Here is a 16,472-nt window from a genome sequence, read left to right as displayed (position 1 = left end):
CCGATCGGCCGGTCTTCAACTGCCCTGGGGCCGCCGCCTGTCGGCCCAGGGCCTGCCAGCCGATCGTGCCGCTCTGGACGGAGTGCGTCTCGTCCGCGCGTACGAACTCGCCGGCGGGTCTGTTCGCCGCGAGATGCTCCAGGATGGAGAGCAGGTCGCCGTCGGCGAAGCGTCCGGCGGTCGCGGCCAGCCCCAGAGCCTGATCGACGCTGTCGGAGCCCATGACCGTGGCGAGCTCGACGGCACGGGCCATCTTGGCGCGGATACGGACCGCGCCGGCGGGTCCGGCCTCCTTGAGCCGGCGGCCTGCTCCCGAGCCGATGCCCACGAACGCGATCTCCGCTTCCGAGCGCGGCTGCAGTCTCGGTTGGTGGACGCCGCGGCCGTCGGGGTGGTCGGGGTAGTGCGCATCGATGATCTGCGGAACCCCTGGGACCGGCAGCTGGTGGCGCCAAATTTCCGACAGATCGCCGGAGTTGGTGCGAGCGGTGATGGACAGTCTTCCTCGCCGACCACCCGGCACCAGACCCGGGCGCCGGTACAGCCCGGCGGGGTCGAGTAGCGCACCGCGTTGAAGCTGATCGTGCGGTCCGAGCCGACCACCCGCTCCTCGCCCAGCGCAAGTGTCAGCGGGTCCAGCGGGAGGACGTGCAGCGTGGTGCGTTCGATGTCGAGACGGTCGGCGGGTATCTGTCCGGTCGCCAGGTGGCGGCGCGAGTTCACCGCATCACACCAGGTGAGGCAGGCGTCCGCGAGCTCGGCGACGGTGTCGTAGGCGGGCAGTAGGTTCGCATCCGTGGGCACCAGGTCGGCCTTCGCGATACGGACCGTGGCCTCCGCACCGCCTTTGGACTCGGGGTCGTAGGGGACGCAGCTGCAGCTGACCACTTGGCAACCGCAGTGCCGGCCTGCGGCGACCATCTGCGGATGCCGGACCGGGATCCCGGCGATGTGCTCGACGGTGACCGTCTTGGCGTTGTCGGTCAGTACGTAGGTCGGCGCCCCGCCGATCCGGCGCAATGCGGTGTCCAGGCAGGCGACCAGCGTGCCCGGGGTGCAGTCCCAGACCGGGATGACCACTCGGAAGCGCGACCACGACAGCCACGCGCAGAACAGCCAGGTCCGGCGCCCGTCGATGCGAGGCCCTTCTCCCCAGTCGAACTGCAGCCACCGACCCGGCTCGGGGATCCAGGGCCGGTAGGTCCGGCGCTTGCCCCTCCTCACACATAGAGGTATGCAGATAGGAGGGCGCAGGCCGCGCTCCTTTCCAGCCTGGCCCCGGCCGCCGGGACGGCGAGGAGGTCACCGGGGCGTACGTCGCCGCGTCGGTGAAGGACTGGCCGATGAGTGAGGATCCGGCCGGCCCCGGGCTCCCAGCCCGCGAGCCGCCAGGCGGGGGTCTGCTGCCGGGCCGCCCTGGTCGAGGGCGCCAACCGGCAGAAGACCCCCAACGAGCTGGCCCAGGCCCTCTTCCTGCACCCAGTGCGCCATCGCGCGGCACAGGAACGCCGCCGCCGTCGCCGGTGAACAGCTTGATCGGTTCCCAGGAGCCCTGCTCCGGACAGCGCGGCAACTGCACGTCCACCGCAACACGCTGCTGTACCGGCTGGCCAAGCTCGAAGAGCTGCGGGGGCGCCAGGTTCGTGAACCCAAACACGCGTTCGCCATGTACCTGGCCTGTCTCGCGGACCTGCTCGAATTTCCGGAGAACTGACCCAGGGCCCCGGCTGCACCCGCCCTGGCAGAAGCGCGGGCTCCTCGCGGCGCGGCGGGGCTTCCGCTCCGGTGGCGGGCCGCCAACCGGAACGGACAGGGGCGGCAGCGGCCAAGGCCGGGCGCCGCACAGGTACATCCGCCGGTACGCGCATGGCATGGCCCGGCGACACCGTGCTATCCGATGTCCGTCTCGACGTGGAGCCGCCCCCCGTCGCCCCGATCCGACTCATCTTCGAGATCCACGCCGGTGAGGCGCAGGCCGCGGGCCCGTTACATCAGGTCGGTGAGCTTGCGGGCGGCTTCTTTGCAGGACAGGCCCAGCGGCGGGCGGATGTTGGAGACGCGGTTGCGTTCGGCGTCCGTACGGCCGGGGCGCGGATCGAAGGTGAGGTACGTGCCGAGGGCGACCCGGCCCAGCTCGGCGAGGAACAACGGAGCCGGCCGCCGGCTGATCAACGAAGTCGCCGGGAAAACCTCACTGAGGTTTTCCCGTCGATAGACGCCATCGCGTCCATGGACGCGGCCGTTTACGCTGGCGCCCCCTGGCAGTAAAGTGCCCGCTGCCTCGAACCCAGGCCCGAGGGGGAGTCATTGGCCGGAATTGTCCGCCGTGGTGTCGACAGTGCCGCATCTACGGGTGCGGGAGTATCGTTCATGCGCGGCCTGAACGTGCTGATCAGCGTCGCCGAATCCGGGGAGGCTCGGGTCGAGGAGATCGCCGCCGACGCCGGGATCCCGGTGAGTACGGTGTACCGGTACCTCCGCACGCTGCGCGAACTGGACCTGGTGGAGGAGCGCGCGGGCACGTACGTCCTCGGCTGGCGTTTGCTGGAGCTGTCCGGCCAGCACCTGACTCACACTCGCCTGGTGGAGCTGGGTCACTCGCTGCTGCAGGGGCTGACGGACTCGACCGGCGAAACGGCCGTACTGGCGGTCCGGGTCAGGTCGCAGGCGATGTGCCTGCGGCAGACCCAGTCAGCGCATCCGACGCGTGTGGCTTTCCGCATCAACCAGCTGCTGCCGTTGTACGCGGGCGCGGGCCAGAGGCTGCTGCTGGCCCACGCACCGCGCGAGGTGATCGACAACGTCCTGGAGCAGCCGATGCGGACCGTCACCGCCCGTACCCCCGACCGCATCAGGCTCGCCATGGAGATGGAAAGCGTCCGCACGAACGGCTTCCTGGTCACGCGAGGTGAACTGAGCGAGGGCGCGGTGGCGGTGGCGGTTCCGGTGATGACCGCCGGGGAAGTGGTGTGCACCCTGACCGTGGCGGGACCTGAGAACAGGTGCGGCCCGGCTTGGCGTCGACATGCCCATAACCAACTGCGTTCGGCCGGCAGCCGGCTGACCGAGAAACTGGACCACTGGGCGGCGTCGCTCCCCATCCGGTGACCGGTCCCCCGCCCGGGCCGTGCCCCGACCCGTCCGCGCCTGCGAGGTGCCGACCGGTTCCTCTCAGGCCGCGGTGACCCGCACCGGCAGGTGTTTCCATCCGCGCAGCGAATTGTGCAGGAAGGGCACCGGCTCGCCGGCCGGCTCCACTGCCCTGACCCGGCGTGCCAACTCGGTGAAGAGAACCTCCATTTCCAGGCGGGAGATGGGCTGACCCACGCACTGGTGGATGCCCATGCCGAAGGCCAAGTGCCCAGAGGCGTCCCGGGCGAGGCGGTACTCGTCGGCGGCGTCGCCGAATCGGCGTGGATCGCGGTTGGCCGCGCCCATGAACAGTGCGATCTTCGTGTCTTCGGGGAGGTGGACGCCGTGGAAATCGACCTCGCGCGCAGTGGTGCGGAAGAACGACTGGAACGGGGACTCATGGCGCAGCGCCTCGTCGATGGCGAACCGCGCCAGTGAGGGGTTCTTGTGCAGGTTCGCCCACTCGGCGGGACTGGCGACCAGACACTTCATGGTGTTGCCTATGGCGAACACTGTGGTGTCCACGCCCGCAGACAACAGGGCACGCACCAGCCGGGTCGCCTCGTCAGAGGTGATCACTCCCTCGTCGGCGTACTCCCAGATCTTCGCGCCGAGCCCGCCCGGGGACAGGCGTTCCCGGGCGCAGTTGCTCATCACCCACTCGACCGTCCCCTCACCCTGGGCGAAGTACTCGTCGTGTCGGGCATCCTCCGGTCCGAAGGCCGAGAAGTTCATGGCGCCGTGCGGGAGCAGGTTCTCCGCGCGTCCCTCCCGGGGGATACCGACCGCGTTGCCGAAGACCTCGACGGGGAAGAGCTCAGCCATCTCGGTGACCGCGTCGAACTCCCCCCTGTCGAGGATCTCGTCGACCAGCCGCTCGGCGTACTCCTGGAACACGGTGCGCAGGGCACGGACGTTGCGCGGGGTGATCACCCCGGCCATCGCCGTGCGCAGGGGCGTGTGCATGGGTGGGTCCGAGTCAAGGATGCCTGCCGGGCGCCACGGGGGCTGATGGTGGTAGTTGCGCGGCCCGACTCCGGCGCCGGAGATGAACGTCTCGTGGTCGGCCAGGATCTCCCGGCACTGCTGGAAGCGCGTGAAGGCATGGACCTGATATTTCTCCAGCCACACCGCGGGGCCCGCGTCGCGCATACGCGCGTAGAGCGGATACGGGTCGGTGAGGTTGGCGTCGTCGTAGGGGTCGTCCGGGATGTTCGCGACGACGTCGTCGGCCGTGGCGGTCATCAAGCCTCCTTGGGTGCGATCTGTGCAGTTCAGGTGCGAAGGCGGCGCTCGCGGGGCGCGAGCTTTTGCCTCACGCCGGAAACCGTAGAACGGCAGGCGATCGCCGAGACATGGGCGTTATCACCTGGTGAGAACAGCTGTTGCCGTGCACCGGCCGGGCTCCGCACGATTCTGCGCAGCACGGAGCACCCGCCGGGGACCCGGCGGACTCGGATACGGAGGAGCCATGCCAGCGCAGAAGTTCGTGACCGTCACGGTTGAGGAGGTGAGGGCCGAGGCTGCGGGGGTCGTCTCCCTCGTCCTGGCCGCACGCGGGGGACGCGCCCTGACCGCGTGGACTCCCGGGGCGCATGTCGACGTCATCCTGTCCCGTGACCTGGTCCGGCAGTACTCGCTGACCTCGGCGCCGGACGGACCGACCTGGCGTATCGCGGTCCTCCGTGAACCGGAGAGCCGCGGCGGCTCGGCTCACCTCCACGACCGTGTCCGACCGGGCGACACGCTCCTGGTGGGCACACCCCGCAACACCTTCCCACTGGACCTCACCGCGGACCGCTACGTCTTCGTCGCCGGCGGCATCGGCATCACCCCGATCCTGCCGATGGCGGCGGCGGCAGAGGAGGCGGGCAAGGACTGGAAGCTGCTTTACCTGGGGCGCAGCGCGCGTTCCATGGCGTTCACCGCGGAACTCGCCCGGTACGGGGAGAAGGTGCGGCTGCACCGGGACGACGAGTCGGGCATCGCCGACCTCACCGACGAGCTGGACCGCCTGGGCTCCGAGGACGCGTGTCTGTACGCGTGTGGGCCGACCGGTCTGCTCGCGGCGGTGGAGAAATACGCCGCCGCGAGCCCGGGCGCCCGGCTGGCGCTCGAACGCTTCACCTCCGGCTCGGCGGAGGGGTACCCGCGCGAGGACGACCGGGCCTTCACAGTGGAGACCCGCGATGGCCGGGAGATCGAGGTCGGGGCTCAGCAGTCTGTCCTCGACGCCCTTTCCGCGGCGGGTATACGCACGCTCAGCTCATGCCGTGAGGGCGCGTGCGGGACATGCGAGACGGCGGTGCTGGCGGGGGTCCCGGACCACCGCGACCAGGTGCTCAGCGACGAGGAACGCGCGGCGGGGGACACCATGATGATCTGCGTCTCCCGATGCCGGGGGGACCGGCTGGTTCTCGACGTCTGACCTGGGGCGCACCCGATCCGCCCTTCGCCCGGGAACTGCTCGGGCCCGCCACATGCGTCACGAGGGACAGACCTGCCGGTGGCGGGCGAGAACAGCGCCGGCTGCAGTCCTCGACCGCATGGTCCGGACCATCGGGTGGGCGCACGGCACGATCTTGCTTCACTGGGAGCCGCACCAGGCGGGAGATGACCGTGGGTCGACTACTCCGCAGCCGTCTCCAACAAACGCACACAGACACAGGGATTGGCATGATGTCGAACTTCGATGACGAGATCACGCTGGACGGCAGCTGTCTGACGCTCGCCCAGGTCGAAGAGGTGGCTCGTGGTGGCGCGCCGGTCCGCATGGATGCAGAAGCTCGAGCGCGTGCCGTGGAGGCATGGGTGGCATCGCAAAAGATCGCCGCCAACCGTCCGGTATACGGGCGCACGACTGGTGTAGGAGCCAATAAGACTGTCGATATCGAGATCGATGGCAGCGCGGACCAGGACTATCGACTACTGCGAAGCGTCGCAAGCGGATTCGGCCCCTGGGTAAAAGACGATGTATTGCGGGCGATGTTGGCCATTCGCGCCAACCAGATGCTGGCCGGCGGCTCGGGCGTCCATGTGGACGTTGTTGATGCCTTCGTGCAGAGTCTCGCCCTGCGAACGTTGCCGAGGGTGCACGCCTTTGGGTCGATCGGAACCGGCGACCTCACCGCGATGTGCGAAACCGCTTTGTGCCTGATTGGAGAGAGTCCTTGGCAGGACGGCATAATCAGCAGTCGCCTTGTCCTGCACCCCGGTGACGGACTGGCAATCATGGAGAGCAATGCCCTCACCCTGGCCTCGGCGGCCTTGGCCTGCCGCGACCTGGAGAGGCTGCTCCATGCGACGCTCACGGTGGCAACCATGTCACTCATCGCCGTTCGCGGGTCAACAGAACCGTTCGATGCGCACGTTCACGCTGCACGCCCCCACCCCGGGCAACAGCATGCGGCGGCGGTGGTCCGCCAACTCCTTGACGGCCAGGTGGTCGGTAGAGCAAGGATTCAGGATCCATACGGCTTCCGGGCGCTGCCGCAGGTCATGGGGCCTGCCTTCGATGCCCTGGGCGCAGCACAGTCGGTACTCGCTGTCGAGATCAATGCTGCTGCCGAGAATCCTCTGGTCAGTGCCAGTGCGAACGATGTTTTCCATAATGGGAACTTCCATGCGGCACCCGTGGCGTTGGCGCTGGATCAGTTGCGTATTGCGCTCGTGCAGGCTGCTCAGCTTGCACAGATTCGCCTGTGCGCTCTGTCTGAGCCGGAGATCACCGGGCTGACCCCGTTCCTTGCGACAGGGCCGGCAGGCAGCAGCGGAATAATGATGCTCGAATACGACGCCGCAGCCGCGGTCGGCGAATTGCGTGCTGCCGCGTTTCCAGCGGCCCTTGGGCACGTGGTGATCTCTCGAGGCGCCGAAGACCACGCGTCTTTCGCCGACCAGGCAGCACGCCGCACAACGGAATCCGTGGAGTGGTACCGACGCCTCATAGCGTGTGAACTCGTCGGCGCGGTCCGGGCGCTGCGGCTTGGCGGGAACTTCCCCGAGCCGGGCACCCCGCTCGGTCGATACTTTGCAGCCGCGGACGCCGCTCTCGACCGCAACACACACGACCGGCCGCTGAGCGAGGACATCGAAGCCGCCGGTCGACTTCTTCCCGATTTGTGGGGGCAAGGGCTGCGAGTTCGGTCATAAGAGCGGGCGGAGGGTCCGACAATCCCTCCGCCCGCCGTGCGAACCCTGCCCCCAACAGCTTCGACATCGCCTTCGACATCGCCTTCGACATCGCTTTCGACGGCCGCTTCACCGCGGCCAGAACCTGACCACAACAACACCGAGTTGCACGGCGGGCTTTACAGATCCAGCTGCCGGGAGGCATGCATGACGACAGACGCGAAGTCAACAGAAGGCCGGATCGCAACGGCTCCATCGGGCACCGCCCCAGCGGAACCGCTCACCGGCTTCCATTTTCGGGTGACGGCCACCACCTTCGGGGCGAATTTCTGCGACGGCTACGCCCTCGGCATCATCGGCGCGGTCCTCCCCGTGCTCGACACGACCATGCACCTGTCCGGTGTTTGGCAGGGACTGCTGGGCGCCTCCGCGCTGATCGGGCTGTTCTTCGGCAGCATCCTGCTCGGAAGGGTGGCGGACGCGATCGGGCGGCAAAAGGTCTACCTCTACAACTTCGCTCTGATCGCGATCGCCTCAGCCGCCCAGTTCTGGGCGCATACCCCGCTCGCCCTCTTCGCGCTCCGGCTCGTGATCGGCTTCGGCCTGGGCGCCGACTACGCCGTCGGCCCGACCCTGCTCTCCGAGTTCGCCCCTCGCCGGCTGCGCGGCCTCCTGCTGGGAGCGCTCACCGTGCTGTGGACCGTCGGCTACGTACTGGCCAACATCCTGGGCACCTACATCCCGATCACCGACAGCGCCGCACACTGGCTGCTGGCCAGTGGGGCGCTGCCCGCCCTGCTCGTGCTGCTGCTGCGGATCGGAATCCCGGAGTCCCCGAGTTGGCTGGCCACCCGCGGCCGCGCCGCCGAGGCCGCGGAGATCCGCCGCACATACCTCGGGCAATCCGCGGCCACCGCCGAGGAGGCCGCGGCCGCGACCTCCGAGCAGCCGTCCGCCGTCCGTTACCGCGATCTGTTCGCCCCCGGCCAAGCGGCCAAGACCTGGTTCGGCGTCATCTTCTACAGCGCCCAGGTGCTGCCCTACTTCGCCATCTACACCTTCATGTCGCAGATCCTGAGCACCATGCACATCTCCGACGCCAACACTCAGAACCTGATGCTCAACCTGGCCCTGCTGCTGGGTGGCGTGATCGGGCTGTGGCCAGTCCAGCGGATGGGCCGACGGCCGTTCACGATCGGCACCTTCGCGATTCTCGCCACCTGTCTGGCGGCGATGGCCGTACTCAACGGCGTCTCGGGCTGGGTGCTGATGGTCCCGTTCCTCGTCTACACCTTTGTGATGGCCGGGGCGTCCAACATCACCCAGGTCTACCCGCCCGAGCTGTTCCCCACCGCGCTGCGCGGCTCCGGGGTCGGCTTTCTCAACGGCACCAGCCGGGTCGCCTCCGCTGTGGGCACCTTCGTCCTGCCGGTCAGCCTGAGCCGGCTCGGGATAGGCTGGTCAATGGGCTGGATGGCGCTGGTGCTCCTGCTCGGCACGGTGGTCAGCCTGGGCTGGGCACCGGAGACCCGGGACACCCTCACCGCCGAGGACTGGCAACACTGAGCGTTCTCAGCGGTGCCGCTCCAGGGTGAGGACGACTTTGAGCCGCCCCGAACGAGACGCCGTCGCTGCCTGGAGGCCGCACGCCGCGGGGTTGCGTCCCATGAAGTGGTGTAGCCGGGCAGGGCCCGGAACGCGCGGGTGTCTGCTCGGGGCGTGCATCCGCCGGCGTTGCATGCCCCCTGAACAAGGGCAGGCCATCGCGCAAGTCTCCCTGGTGAACGGGCAGTTCAACCGGAGGAGCGCACGATGGCCTTGTCCCAGTCTGAGCTGATGCGGCTGCTTGAGTCACTACGTCGGGTCGATGGAGTTGAAGCAATCAGGGTGGTGTGCGAGGGCATCCTGCAGGAGCTGATCGAGGCCGAGGCCACCGATGTGATCGGTGCCGCGCCGCGCGAGTACTCCGAGACGCGCACGACCTGGCGCAATGGACACCGGGACAGGCTGCTGACCAGTTCAAGGACATCGTCCGGATCGTCTCCGCCTGGGGGCGTGGACTGCGCAACCGTGAGGAACGCCAGAACCACGACTACAAGTTCGCCCGGTGGGTCATCTGCGCCACCATCCCGATCGTCGCCGCGGGCCTGGCCGCCAAGCCGCTCATCGAGGGATCCCTCGCCTCCCTGTGGGTGGTCGCCGGATCGCTGATCGCCGGCAGCGGCCTCATGTGGGCGGCCGACCAGATGGGCCGCCACAAGCGAGGCGAGGACGACACCGCCCTCAAGGACGCGATGTTGGTGGGCAGTTCACAGATCCTCGCCTTGCTCTTCCCCGGCTTCTCGCGCTCCGGCGCCACCATGTCCACCGCCCTCATCCTCGACCTCGATCGGGTGGCCGCCACTCGGCTCTCCTTCTTCCTCGGCATTCCGGCTCTGACCGGCGCGGGCCTGTACGAACTCAAGGACGCCGTCGGTGCCGGGGCCGGCGCCGTGCCGCTCGCGGTGGGCACGGCCGAGTCCTTCGTGGTCGCTTACGCCTCCATCGCCTGGCTGCTGAAGTTCGTCGCCAAGCACTCCTTCAACGCCTTCGTCATCTACCGGATCATCATCGGCACGCTGCTCCTCGCGCTGCTCGCCACTGGAGTACTCACCGCCTGACCAAACCGGGCGGATGTAACGAGTGATACATTCCTTCGCGTGACTATCGACTCAACCGCTGTGCGCTGGGTGGTGCTGCTGGTGCGGCTGCCCAGCGGTCCCTCCCGCCACCGCGTCGCGGTCTGGCGGGAGCTGCGCCGGATCGGCGCGCTCTCCCTGGGCCAGGGCACCTGGACCGTCCCCGATGTGCCGGTGTTCGCCGACGGCCTGGCGCGCGCGGTCGAGCTGGCCGACCGGGCCGGCGGGGAGGTCGTGACCCTCGACGCCTCTGGCCGCACGCCCGCCGATTCCGCACACCTCCGGTCGCTGTTCGCTGCTGCACGCCAGGAGGACTGGGCGGAGTTCCTCGCCGACTGCGGCAAGTTCGAAGAGGAGCTGGCCAAGGAGATACGGATCGCCAAGTTCACGCTTGCCGAGTTGGAGGAAGAGGAACAGTCCTTGGAGCGGCTGCGGCGCTGGCATCGCGATCTGACCGCCCGGGACGTGTTCGGCACGGCGGACGCGGCCGAGGCCACCGAGCGCCTCAAGCAGTGCACGGCCGCCTGTGAGGACTACGCGGAGCGGGTCTTCCGTGCCCTGCACGAGGCACCGGGGCAGAGCGGATGACCCAGGCTCCGGAGGTGCGGACCGCGCCCGCCCGGCAGATGTGGCCGCTGTACGCCGCCGGATTCACCACCGCCTTCGGCGCCCACGGCATCGCCGCCAACCTCGGGGGCTTCTCCGACGACGCGGTCACCTCGCTGATGGTGCTGGGTGGCTTGCTCGCCCTGTACGACGGGGCCGAGGTGCTGCTCAAGCCTGTCTTCGGCACCCTCGCCGACCGCGTCGGCGCGCGCCCGGTGCTGTTGGGAGGGCTCGTCGCGTTCGCCGCCGCCTCCGCCGTGTACGCGGTGGCGGACAGCCCCGGCTGGCTGTGGGCGGCGCGCCTGGGCCAGGGCGCCGCCGCCTCCGCCTTCTCGCCCTCGGCGTCCGCGCTGGTCGCCCGCCTCAACCCGGCGGCCAAGCACGGCCGGGCCTTCGGCAGTTACGGCTTCTACAAGTCCATCGGCTACACCCTCGGCCCGCTGCTCGGCGGGGTGCTGGTGTGGGCCGGGGGTCTGCGGCTGATGTTCACGGTGCTGGTGGTGCTCGGCGCGGCGGTCGCGGTGTGGGCCGCGCTCGCCGTCCCCGTCGTACCTCCGCTGCCCAAGACCCGGCAGACGGTCCTCGACCTGGCCCGGAGGCTGACCCATCCCGCCTTCCTCCGCCCGACGGCGGCACTGGCCGCCGCGACCGCCGCTCTGTCGGTCGGCGTGGGCTTCCTGCCCGTCTCCGGCCGGGCGGCCGGACTGGGCACGGTCACCACCGGCGCCGCGGTGTCGGTGCTCGCCGCCTGCGCCGCGATCGTCCAGCCTCGCGCCGGACGGGCCCTGGACGGCGGACGCCTCACCGCGCGCGGCGGCATCACCGCGGGGCTGCTGATCACCGCCGCCGGTCTTATCTGCGCGATGCTGCCGGGCCTGCTCGGCGTGCTGTCCGGCGCGGCCCTGATCGGCGTCGGAACCGGCCTGATCACCCCCCTCGGCTTCGCCGCCCTGGCCGCCTCCACTCCCACCGAACGGCTCGGCCGGACCATGGGCGCCGCCGAACTCGGCCGCGAACTCGGCGACGCGGGTGGCCCGCTCCTGGTCGCCGCCGTCGCCACGCTCACCACCCTCACCCTCGGTTACGCGACCCTCGCCGTCCTGCTCGCGACCGGCCCGGCACTCGGCCTCGCACGCCGCGCCTCTCGATCCCGCTGACCGGCTCTCAGCAGGGGATGTCGAGCGTGACCATGGCCCCGTGAGGGGTGTTCTCGGCGTGGGCTGTGCCGTTGTGTGACGCGGCGACCGCGGCCACGAGGGCCAGGCCCAGTCCCGAACCGGGCGTGGTGCGGCTGGCCTCGGCCCGGCTGAAGCGGTCGAAGGCGTAAGGGAGGAAGTCCGGTGGGAAGCCGGGGCCCTGATCGGTGACGGACAGGCGCAGGCGGCCGTCGTGGGTCTCGGCCTGCAGTCGGATCGCCCCGCTGCCGTGGCGCAGGGCGTTGTCCAGGAGGGTGCCGATGGCCGGTTCGAGCCAGCGCGGGTCGACGTGGACGGTGGCGCGGTCGTGTTCGACGGTGAGCATGCGTCCGTCGCGTTCGGCGGCCGTGCGGTACGGGGCGCAGGCATCGTCGAGGAGGCGGCCGAGGCCGGTCTCAGCGCGCTGGATGCCTTCGCCGCTGCCGAGCTGTTCGAGGTCGAGGAGGGCGTTGGCCAGGGTGATCAGGCGGCGCACCTCGGTGTCGACGGAGCGCAGCGTGTCGGTGAGTTCCTCGGCGGTGCGCGGCCGGTGCAGCGCGACGTCGAGTTCGGCGCGCATCAGGGTGAGCGGGGTGCGCAGTTCGTGACTGGCGTCCGCTATGAACTGGTGCTCGCGGGCGGCGGAGGCTGCCAGCCGGTCGAGCATGCGGTTGAGGGTGTGGCCGAGCCGGGTGATCTCGTCATCGCGGTCGCTGGGTACTTCGAGGCGCAGGTCCTGGGCGCCGTCCGCGCTGTTGGCGAGGGTGGCGGCGCCGCTGCGGTAACGCTCGACGGGGCGCAGGGCGGCGCGGGCGGTGCGGTAGCCGACGTACGAGGCGGCCAGCAACGTCAGCCCGGAGGCGAGGGCCAGTTGGGCGAGGAGCTCGCGCAGTGCCTCGTCGCGGTGGCCACGTTGGACGGCGGCGACCACGATGCGGGTCTGTCCGTCGGAGGTGACGCGCTCGGCTCGCAGCCGCAGGGTGCCGTCGGTGATGGGCAGCAGAGCCCCGATGTCGCGCCGGACGGTGGCGCCGCGTACGACGGCTTCGCGTTCGGCGGGCGTGAGGAGCAGCTGATCACGGACGGTGTCGCTGGAGCGCAGCACCCGGCCGTCAGCGGCAAGGACCTGGTGGAGACTCCCGTCGGGACCGGTCGGCAGGCCCGCACCGGTGCCGACGGCCCGGTCCAGACTCTGCTGGTACGTGGCCAGGTCCTCGTCGAGCTGTCCGTCCAGGGCGGCTTCGACCCGCCAGTAGACCAGGCCCGCGGCCCCGGCCAGGACGAGGGACATGGCGAGGGCGACGGCCAGCATCAGGCGGGCGGCGACGGGCAGGCGCTGGAATCGTGCGGGCAGACGCCCGGACCGTGTCACGGAGCGGTCTCCAGGCGGTAGCCCCGGCCGCGCAGCGTCGTGATGGTGGTGCGGTCGAAGGCCCGGTCGACCTTGGCGCGCAGCTTGGAGACGTGGACGTCTATGGCGTTGCTGCGCAGGTCTGTCTCGCCGTCCCAGACCTCGTTAAGGAGCTGCAGCCGCGAGACCACCCGGCCCGCGTTCTCCATCAGCACGTGCAGCACGGCGAACTCCCGCCGAGACAGGTCGAGTTCGCAGTCGCCCCGCCAGGCCCGCTGCTGCTCGGGGTCGAGGACGAGGTCGCCGATCCGGAGGCGGCCAGCGGGGTCGGCGCGGCGGCGTGAGATCGCGCGCAGCCGGGCGAGCAGCTCCTCCATCGCGAAGGGCTTGACGACGTAGTCGTCGGCGCCGGCGTCGAGCCCGGCGACCCGCTCGCTCACGGCGCCGCGCGCGGTGAGCAGGATCACGGGGACGTCGACGCCCTCACCGCGCAGGGTGCGGCACACCTCGACGCCGTCCATGCGGGGGAGCATGACATCGAGGACGACGGCGTCGAGGCGGGGATCGCGGGCGGCGGCGAGACCGGAGGGCCCGTCGTAGCGGCCTTCGGCCGTATGGCCGGACTCGCTGAGGTAGCGGACGACCAGATCGGTCAGGCGGGTCTCGTCGTCGACGACCAGGTAGTGCATGACGGTCAGGCTAACCGGGCGCGAGACCGCCCTGACGCCGGGCATCGAGAAGCCTTCATGGTCTGTTCATGCGTCATCCCTAGCGTCCTTCGCGTCGCGGTGCTTCGCGGACCGGGGCAGGTCCGCCGCTTGGCGCGCCGCCGGGAAGGAACTGCCATGCACGCGCTGGACACGGTGATATCGGTGCTCGCCGCCAAGGGGATCATGAACCAGATCGCCCCCATGGACCTGGTCACGCGAGGCGGGCTCGACGTCATAGCCCTGCTGATCCTGGTCGGCTGGCTCTACCGACGCCGCCGCAGCGCACCGGAGATGCCGCTCGTCCTGACCGCGCTGAACATCGGCCTGTTCGCCGCGATGGGCGTGATCAGCGCGGGCAAGTTCCCGACCGGGGTCGGCTTCGGCCTGTTCGGCATCCTCTCCCTGGTCCGGCTGCGCAGCGCGGCGTTCACCCTGCGGGACGTCGCCTACACCTTCGCCGCGCTGGTCATCGCGCTGTGCACCGGGCTGCCGCAGCGCGCGGGCTGGCTCGTCATCGTGCTGAACGCCCTCGTGCTCGTGGCGGTCCTGGTGGTCGACGACCCGCGCACGTACAACCCGACCCGGGTGGTGAAGCTCACCCTCGACCGGACCTACCCCGACCAGGCCGACATCCTGTGGGACGTCGCGGCCCGGTTCGGCCAGGTGCCCCTGTCCGTGGACGTCGACGAGGTCGACTACGTACGCGAGACGACCCGGGTCTCGGCCCGCTACCCGGCCGAGCCGGGCGAGCCCGCGCCGGCCACGGAGATCTCCGCCGTCACGGAGGTCGACATCCCCGCGGCACGGGACGCCGGGAGGACGCTGTGATATCCGCCGCCTCCTTCGCCACCGCACTCGGTCTCTCCCAGTTGCCCGGCGCGACGCTCGCCGAGGTCGACGCGGCCGCCGCCCTCCAGCACCGCACCGACCGCAAGTACCTCGTCCCCCTCGACCGCACCCGCCGGTTCGTCGAGCAACTCGCCGACAGCCACCAGGTCCTGGACCTCGACGGACGCCGTACGACCAGCTACCACAGCACCTACTTCGACACCCCGCAGCTCGGCGCCTGGCGCGCCCACGTCCAGCGGCGCCGCCGCCGCTGGAAGGTGCGCACCCGGCTGTACGCGGAGGACGGACTGTGTCGGGTCGAGGTCAAGACCAAGGACGGCCGCGGCGCCACGGTCAAGCACGCGCTGACGGTCCCGGCAGCGGTGTACGGCCAACTGGACGCGCAGGCGGTCGAGTTCGTGGACAAGGTACTCGCGGGCGCCGCGATCCCCGTCTCCACCGCGGAACTGACTCCCGCCGCGGAGATCCGCTACGTACGTGCCGCCCTCGCCGACCTGCAGCACGGCACTCGCGTCACGCTCGACGGTGCCCTCACCTGCCACCAGGGCGACGGCGACCGCACGGTCTCGCTCGACCCCGGCCATGTCCTCGTGGAGACCAAGGGAGGCGCCGGCCCCGCCCCCGCCGACCGGCTGCTCCTGCGCCTCGGCGCCCGGCCAGTGTCCCTCAGTAAGTACATCGTCGGGCAGGCGCTGCTGACCCCCGGCCTCCCCGACAACGACGTACGCCGCCTTGCCCGCACCCACTTCCTGACCGGCCCGCACACGGCGCCGGCCAAGCTCCTCGAAAGGGACCACGCCGCATGAGCGCTCTGCGCACCATCAAGTGGCCGTACGCCGTCATCGCGATCCTCGCCGTCGCGGCCGCCTCCTTCGGCCTGCTGCGGCCGCAGCTGACCACGGCCTCGGCCTCCGCCAAGAAGAAGCCCGGAGCGACGGAGCGCATCAAGGAGAACCCGCCGCCCACGCTCTTCACCGACGCGGCGATCACCCCGCTCGGCATCCAGGTCACCGCCCAGCACAAGAAGGCCGATGACCTCTTCGCCCGGTGGAAGGCGCAGCACGGGACTGCACGCGACGACAAGGCGTTCGCCGCCTGGGCCGCCCGGCAGATCCCCGCACCGCCGTCCGCCAAGGCCCGCACCGCCGAACTGCACCAGGTCCAACAGCTCGCCAAGACCCGTACCGCCCCCGGGAAGAAGGCCGCCACCTGGCTGGAGCTCTACGGCAAGAAGGACATCTGGAAGCTCTACCAGCACGACCAGCGCGAACTGATCCCCGCCGCCCAGGGCACGGCGGAGAAGGCCCAGCTCAAGTCCGCCCTGAAGGTGGCCAAGACCATCAGCGACCAGCTCGCCGCCCGTGACAAGCAGCCCGCCCCGTTCGTCCTCGACCCGACCCTGCGCCCGGACAAGCACATCAAGGCAGGCGCCAAGGGCCCCTACTCCTACCCCTCCCGGCACGCCGCCCGGGCCGCTGCCGCTGTCACCGTGCTCAGCTCCCTCGCGCCGCATCGCGCCGCGGACTACCAGTGGATGCAGGACGAAGTCGTCTACTCCCGCGTCTACATGGCCGGCCACGTACCGAGCGACATCCTCGCGGGCACCCTGCTCGGCGACCTCATCGGCGACTACGAGATCGCGGTCAGCGGGAGCTGACTCCACCTGCCCCCTTCGGCGGGACAGGGCAAGCGGAGGGCACGCCACCGCGCCCGTATTCCCCTCGCACCCACCCGGCCCGCATCGCCGGGTGGGTCACCAGAGGGTGGTGGCCCCGCCCGTGACCAGCCCGAGTGCGGCGCAGATGCCGAGAGCGCGCAGGACGCTCCAGCGGAGTTGAAA

Annotated in this window: 17 protein-coding genes and 1 pseudogene; 13 read left to right on the top strand and 5 right to left on the bottom strand. The window is 70.1% G+C overall.

Going from position 1 to position 16,472, the window contains the following annotated elements; all coding sequences use genetic code 11:
* Nucleotides 1–15: 15 nt before the first annotated feature.
* Nucleotides 16–1,224 (bottom strand): DDE-type integrase/transposase/recombinase, encoded by a 1,209-nt coding sequence (locus tag SMIR_RS06035; protein ID WP_212726708.1) that lies wholly within the window; start codon nucleotides 1,222–1,224, stop codon nucleotides 16–18.
* 123 nt (nucleotides 1,225–1,347) lie between these two features.
* Between SMIR_RS06035 and SMIR_RS06030 the strand changes: the two genes are divergently transcribed.
* Nucleotides 1,348–1,527: a hypothetical protein gene (locus tag SMIR_RS06030; protein WP_168497038.1), complete on the top strand. Its 180-nt coding sequence runs from the start codon at nucleotides 1,348–1,350 to the stop codon at nucleotides 1,525–1,527.
* Nucleotides 1,490–1,714, top strand: a complete 225-nt coding sequence (locus SMIR_RS43345) for a helix-turn-helix domain-containing protein (RefSeq protein WP_168501374.1) — start codon at nucleotides 1,490–1,492, stop codon at nucleotides 1,712–1,714. The genes SMIR_RS06030 and SMIR_RS43345 overlap by 38 nt, the downstream gene beginning before the upstream one ends.
* Before the next feature lie 272 nt (nucleotides 1,715–1,986).
* On the opposite strand, the gene SMIR_RS43340 is transcribed toward SMIR_RS43345, so the two are convergent.
* Nucleotides 1,987–2,172 carry an ethanolamine ammonia-lyase light chain EutC gene (locus tag SMIR_RS43340; protein ID WP_349636895.1) on the bottom strand — a complete coding sequence of 62 codons (186 nt, stop codon included), beginning with the start codon at nucleotides 2,170–2,172 and terminating at the stop codon, nucleotides 1,987–1,989.
* Nucleotides 2,173–2,370: 198 nt separating this feature from the next.
* Here SMIR_RS43340 and SMIR_RS06015 point away from each other — a divergent pair, with 198 nt between their 5' ends.
* Nucleotides 2,371–3,108 (top strand): IclR family transcriptional regulator, encoded by a 738-nt coding sequence (locus tag SMIR_RS06015; protein WP_168497042.1) that lies wholly within the window; start codon nucleotides 2,371–2,373, stop codon nucleotides 3,106–3,108.
* 63 nt (nucleotides 3,109–3,171) lie between these two features.
* Here the strand turns inward: SMIR_RS06015 and SMIR_RS06010 are convergent, their stop codons facing one another.
* On the bottom strand, nucleotides 3,172–4,377 hold the full coding sequence (locus tag SMIR_RS06010; protein ID WP_168497044.1) for a cytochrome P450: 1,206 nt from the start codon (nucleotides 4,375–4,377) through the stop codon (nucleotides 3,172–3,174).
* A gap of 226 nt (nucleotides 4,378–4,603) precedes the next feature.
* Here SMIR_RS06010 and SMIR_RS06005 point away from each other — a divergent pair, with 226 nt between their 5' ends.
* The 7 genes and pseudogenes from SMIR_RS06005 to SMIR_RS05975 all read left to right on the top strand — a co-directional run bounded on the left by SMIR_RS06005 (nucleotide 4,604) and on the right by SMIR_RS05975 (nucleotide 11,704).
* Entirely contained in the window at nucleotides 4,604–5,560 is a 957-nt protein-coding gene (locus SMIR_RS06005) for a PDR/VanB family oxidoreductase (RefSeq protein ID WP_168497046.1), read from the top strand.
* 248 nt (nucleotides 5,561–5,808) lie between these two features.
* Complete coding sequence (locus SMIR_RS06000) at nucleotides 5,809–7,284, top strand: aromatic amino acid ammonia-lyase (protein ID WP_212726707.1); 1,476 nt, start codon at nucleotides 5,809–5,811, stop codon at nucleotides 7,282–7,284.
* A gap of 279 nt (nucleotides 7,285–7,563) precedes the next feature.
* The gene (locus tag SMIR_RS05995; protein WP_248003207.1) at nucleotides 7,564–8,829 is read left to right on the top strand and encodes an MFS transporter; all 1,266 of its coding nucleotides are present in this window, start codon (nucleotides 7,564–7,566) and stop codon (nucleotides 8,827–8,829) included.
* A 246-nt stretch (nucleotides 8,830–9,075) separates the two neighbouring features.
* Nucleotides 9,076–9,222, top strand: a pseudogene (locus SMIR_RS43335) (IS256 family transposase); the annotation flags it as partial.
* Nucleotides 9,156–9,923, top strand: coding sequence for an undecaprenyl-diphosphate phosphatase (locus SMIR_RS05985; protein ID WP_348774755.1), 768 nt, complete (start codon nucleotides 9,156–9,158; stop codon nucleotides 9,921–9,923). The pseudogene SMIR_RS43335 and the gene SMIR_RS05985, both read left to right, overlap by 67 nt.
* 39 nt (nucleotides 9,924–9,962) lie before the next feature.
* Entirely contained in the window at nucleotides 9,963–10,529 is a 567-nt protein-coding gene (locus SMIR_RS05980; RefSeq protein WP_168497050.1) for a Chromate resistance protein ChrB, read from the top strand.
* Nucleotides 10,526–11,704, top strand: coding sequence for an MFS transporter (locus tag SMIR_RS05975; RefSeq protein WP_422664406.1), 1,179 nt, complete (start codon nucleotides 10,526–10,528; stop codon nucleotides 11,702–11,704). The genes SMIR_RS05980 and SMIR_RS05975 overlap by 4 nt, the downstream gene beginning before the upstream one ends.
* A gap of 7 nt (nucleotides 11,705–11,711) precedes the next feature.
* On the opposite strand, the gene SMIR_RS05970 is transcribed toward SMIR_RS05975, so the two are convergent.
* Nucleotides 11,712–13,094, bottom strand: coding sequence for a HAMP domain-containing sensor histidine kinase (locus tag SMIR_RS05970; protein WP_168497052.1), 1,383 nt, complete (start codon nucleotides 13,092–13,094; stop codon nucleotides 11,712–11,714).
* Nucleotides 13,091–13,762 carry a response regulator transcription factor gene (locus tag SMIR_RS05965; RefSeq protein ID WP_168497054.1) on the bottom strand — a complete coding sequence of 224 codons (672 nt, stop codon included), beginning with the start codon at nucleotides 13,760–13,762 and terminating at the stop codon, nucleotides 13,091–13,093. Before SMIR_RS05965 ends, SMIR_RS05970 begins: the two co-directional genes overlap by 4 nt.
* Before the next feature lie 156 nt (nucleotides 13,763–13,918).
* Between SMIR_RS05965 and SMIR_RS05960 the strand changes: the two genes are divergently transcribed.
* From SMIR_RS05960 to SMIR_RS05950, 3 genes are read left to right on the top strand one after another with little or no spacing between them, the layout of a single operon-like run.
* On the top strand, nucleotides 13,919–14,611 hold the full coding sequence (locus tag SMIR_RS05960; protein WP_168497056.1) for a DUF4956 domain-containing protein: 693 nt from the start codon (nucleotides 13,919–13,921) through the stop codon (nucleotides 14,609–14,611).
* Nucleotides 14,608–15,438 (top strand): polyphosphate polymerase domain-containing protein, encoded by an 831-nt coding sequence (locus tag SMIR_RS05955; RefSeq protein ID WP_168497058.1) that lies wholly within the window; start codon nucleotides 14,608–14,610, stop codon nucleotides 15,436–15,438. The genes SMIR_RS05960 and SMIR_RS05955 overlap by 4 nt, the downstream gene beginning before the upstream one ends.
* Nucleotides 15,435–16,289: a phosphatase PAP2 family protein gene (locus tag SMIR_RS05950; RefSeq protein ID WP_168497060.1), complete on the top strand. Its 855-nt coding sequence runs from the start codon at nucleotides 15,435–15,437 to the stop codon at nucleotides 16,287–16,289. The genes SMIR_RS05955 and SMIR_RS05950 overlap by 4 nt, the downstream gene beginning before the upstream one ends.
* Nucleotides 16,290–16,472: the final 183 nt, after the last annotated feature.

The sequence above is a fragment of the Streptomyces mirabilis genome (genome assembly GCF_018310535.1).
Taxonomy (GTDB): Bacteria; Actinomycetota; Actinomycetes; order Streptomycetales; family Streptomycetaceae; genus Streptomyces.
Note: the sequence above shows the minus strand (reverse complement) of the source record. Positions and strands in the feature narration are given on the sequence as shown.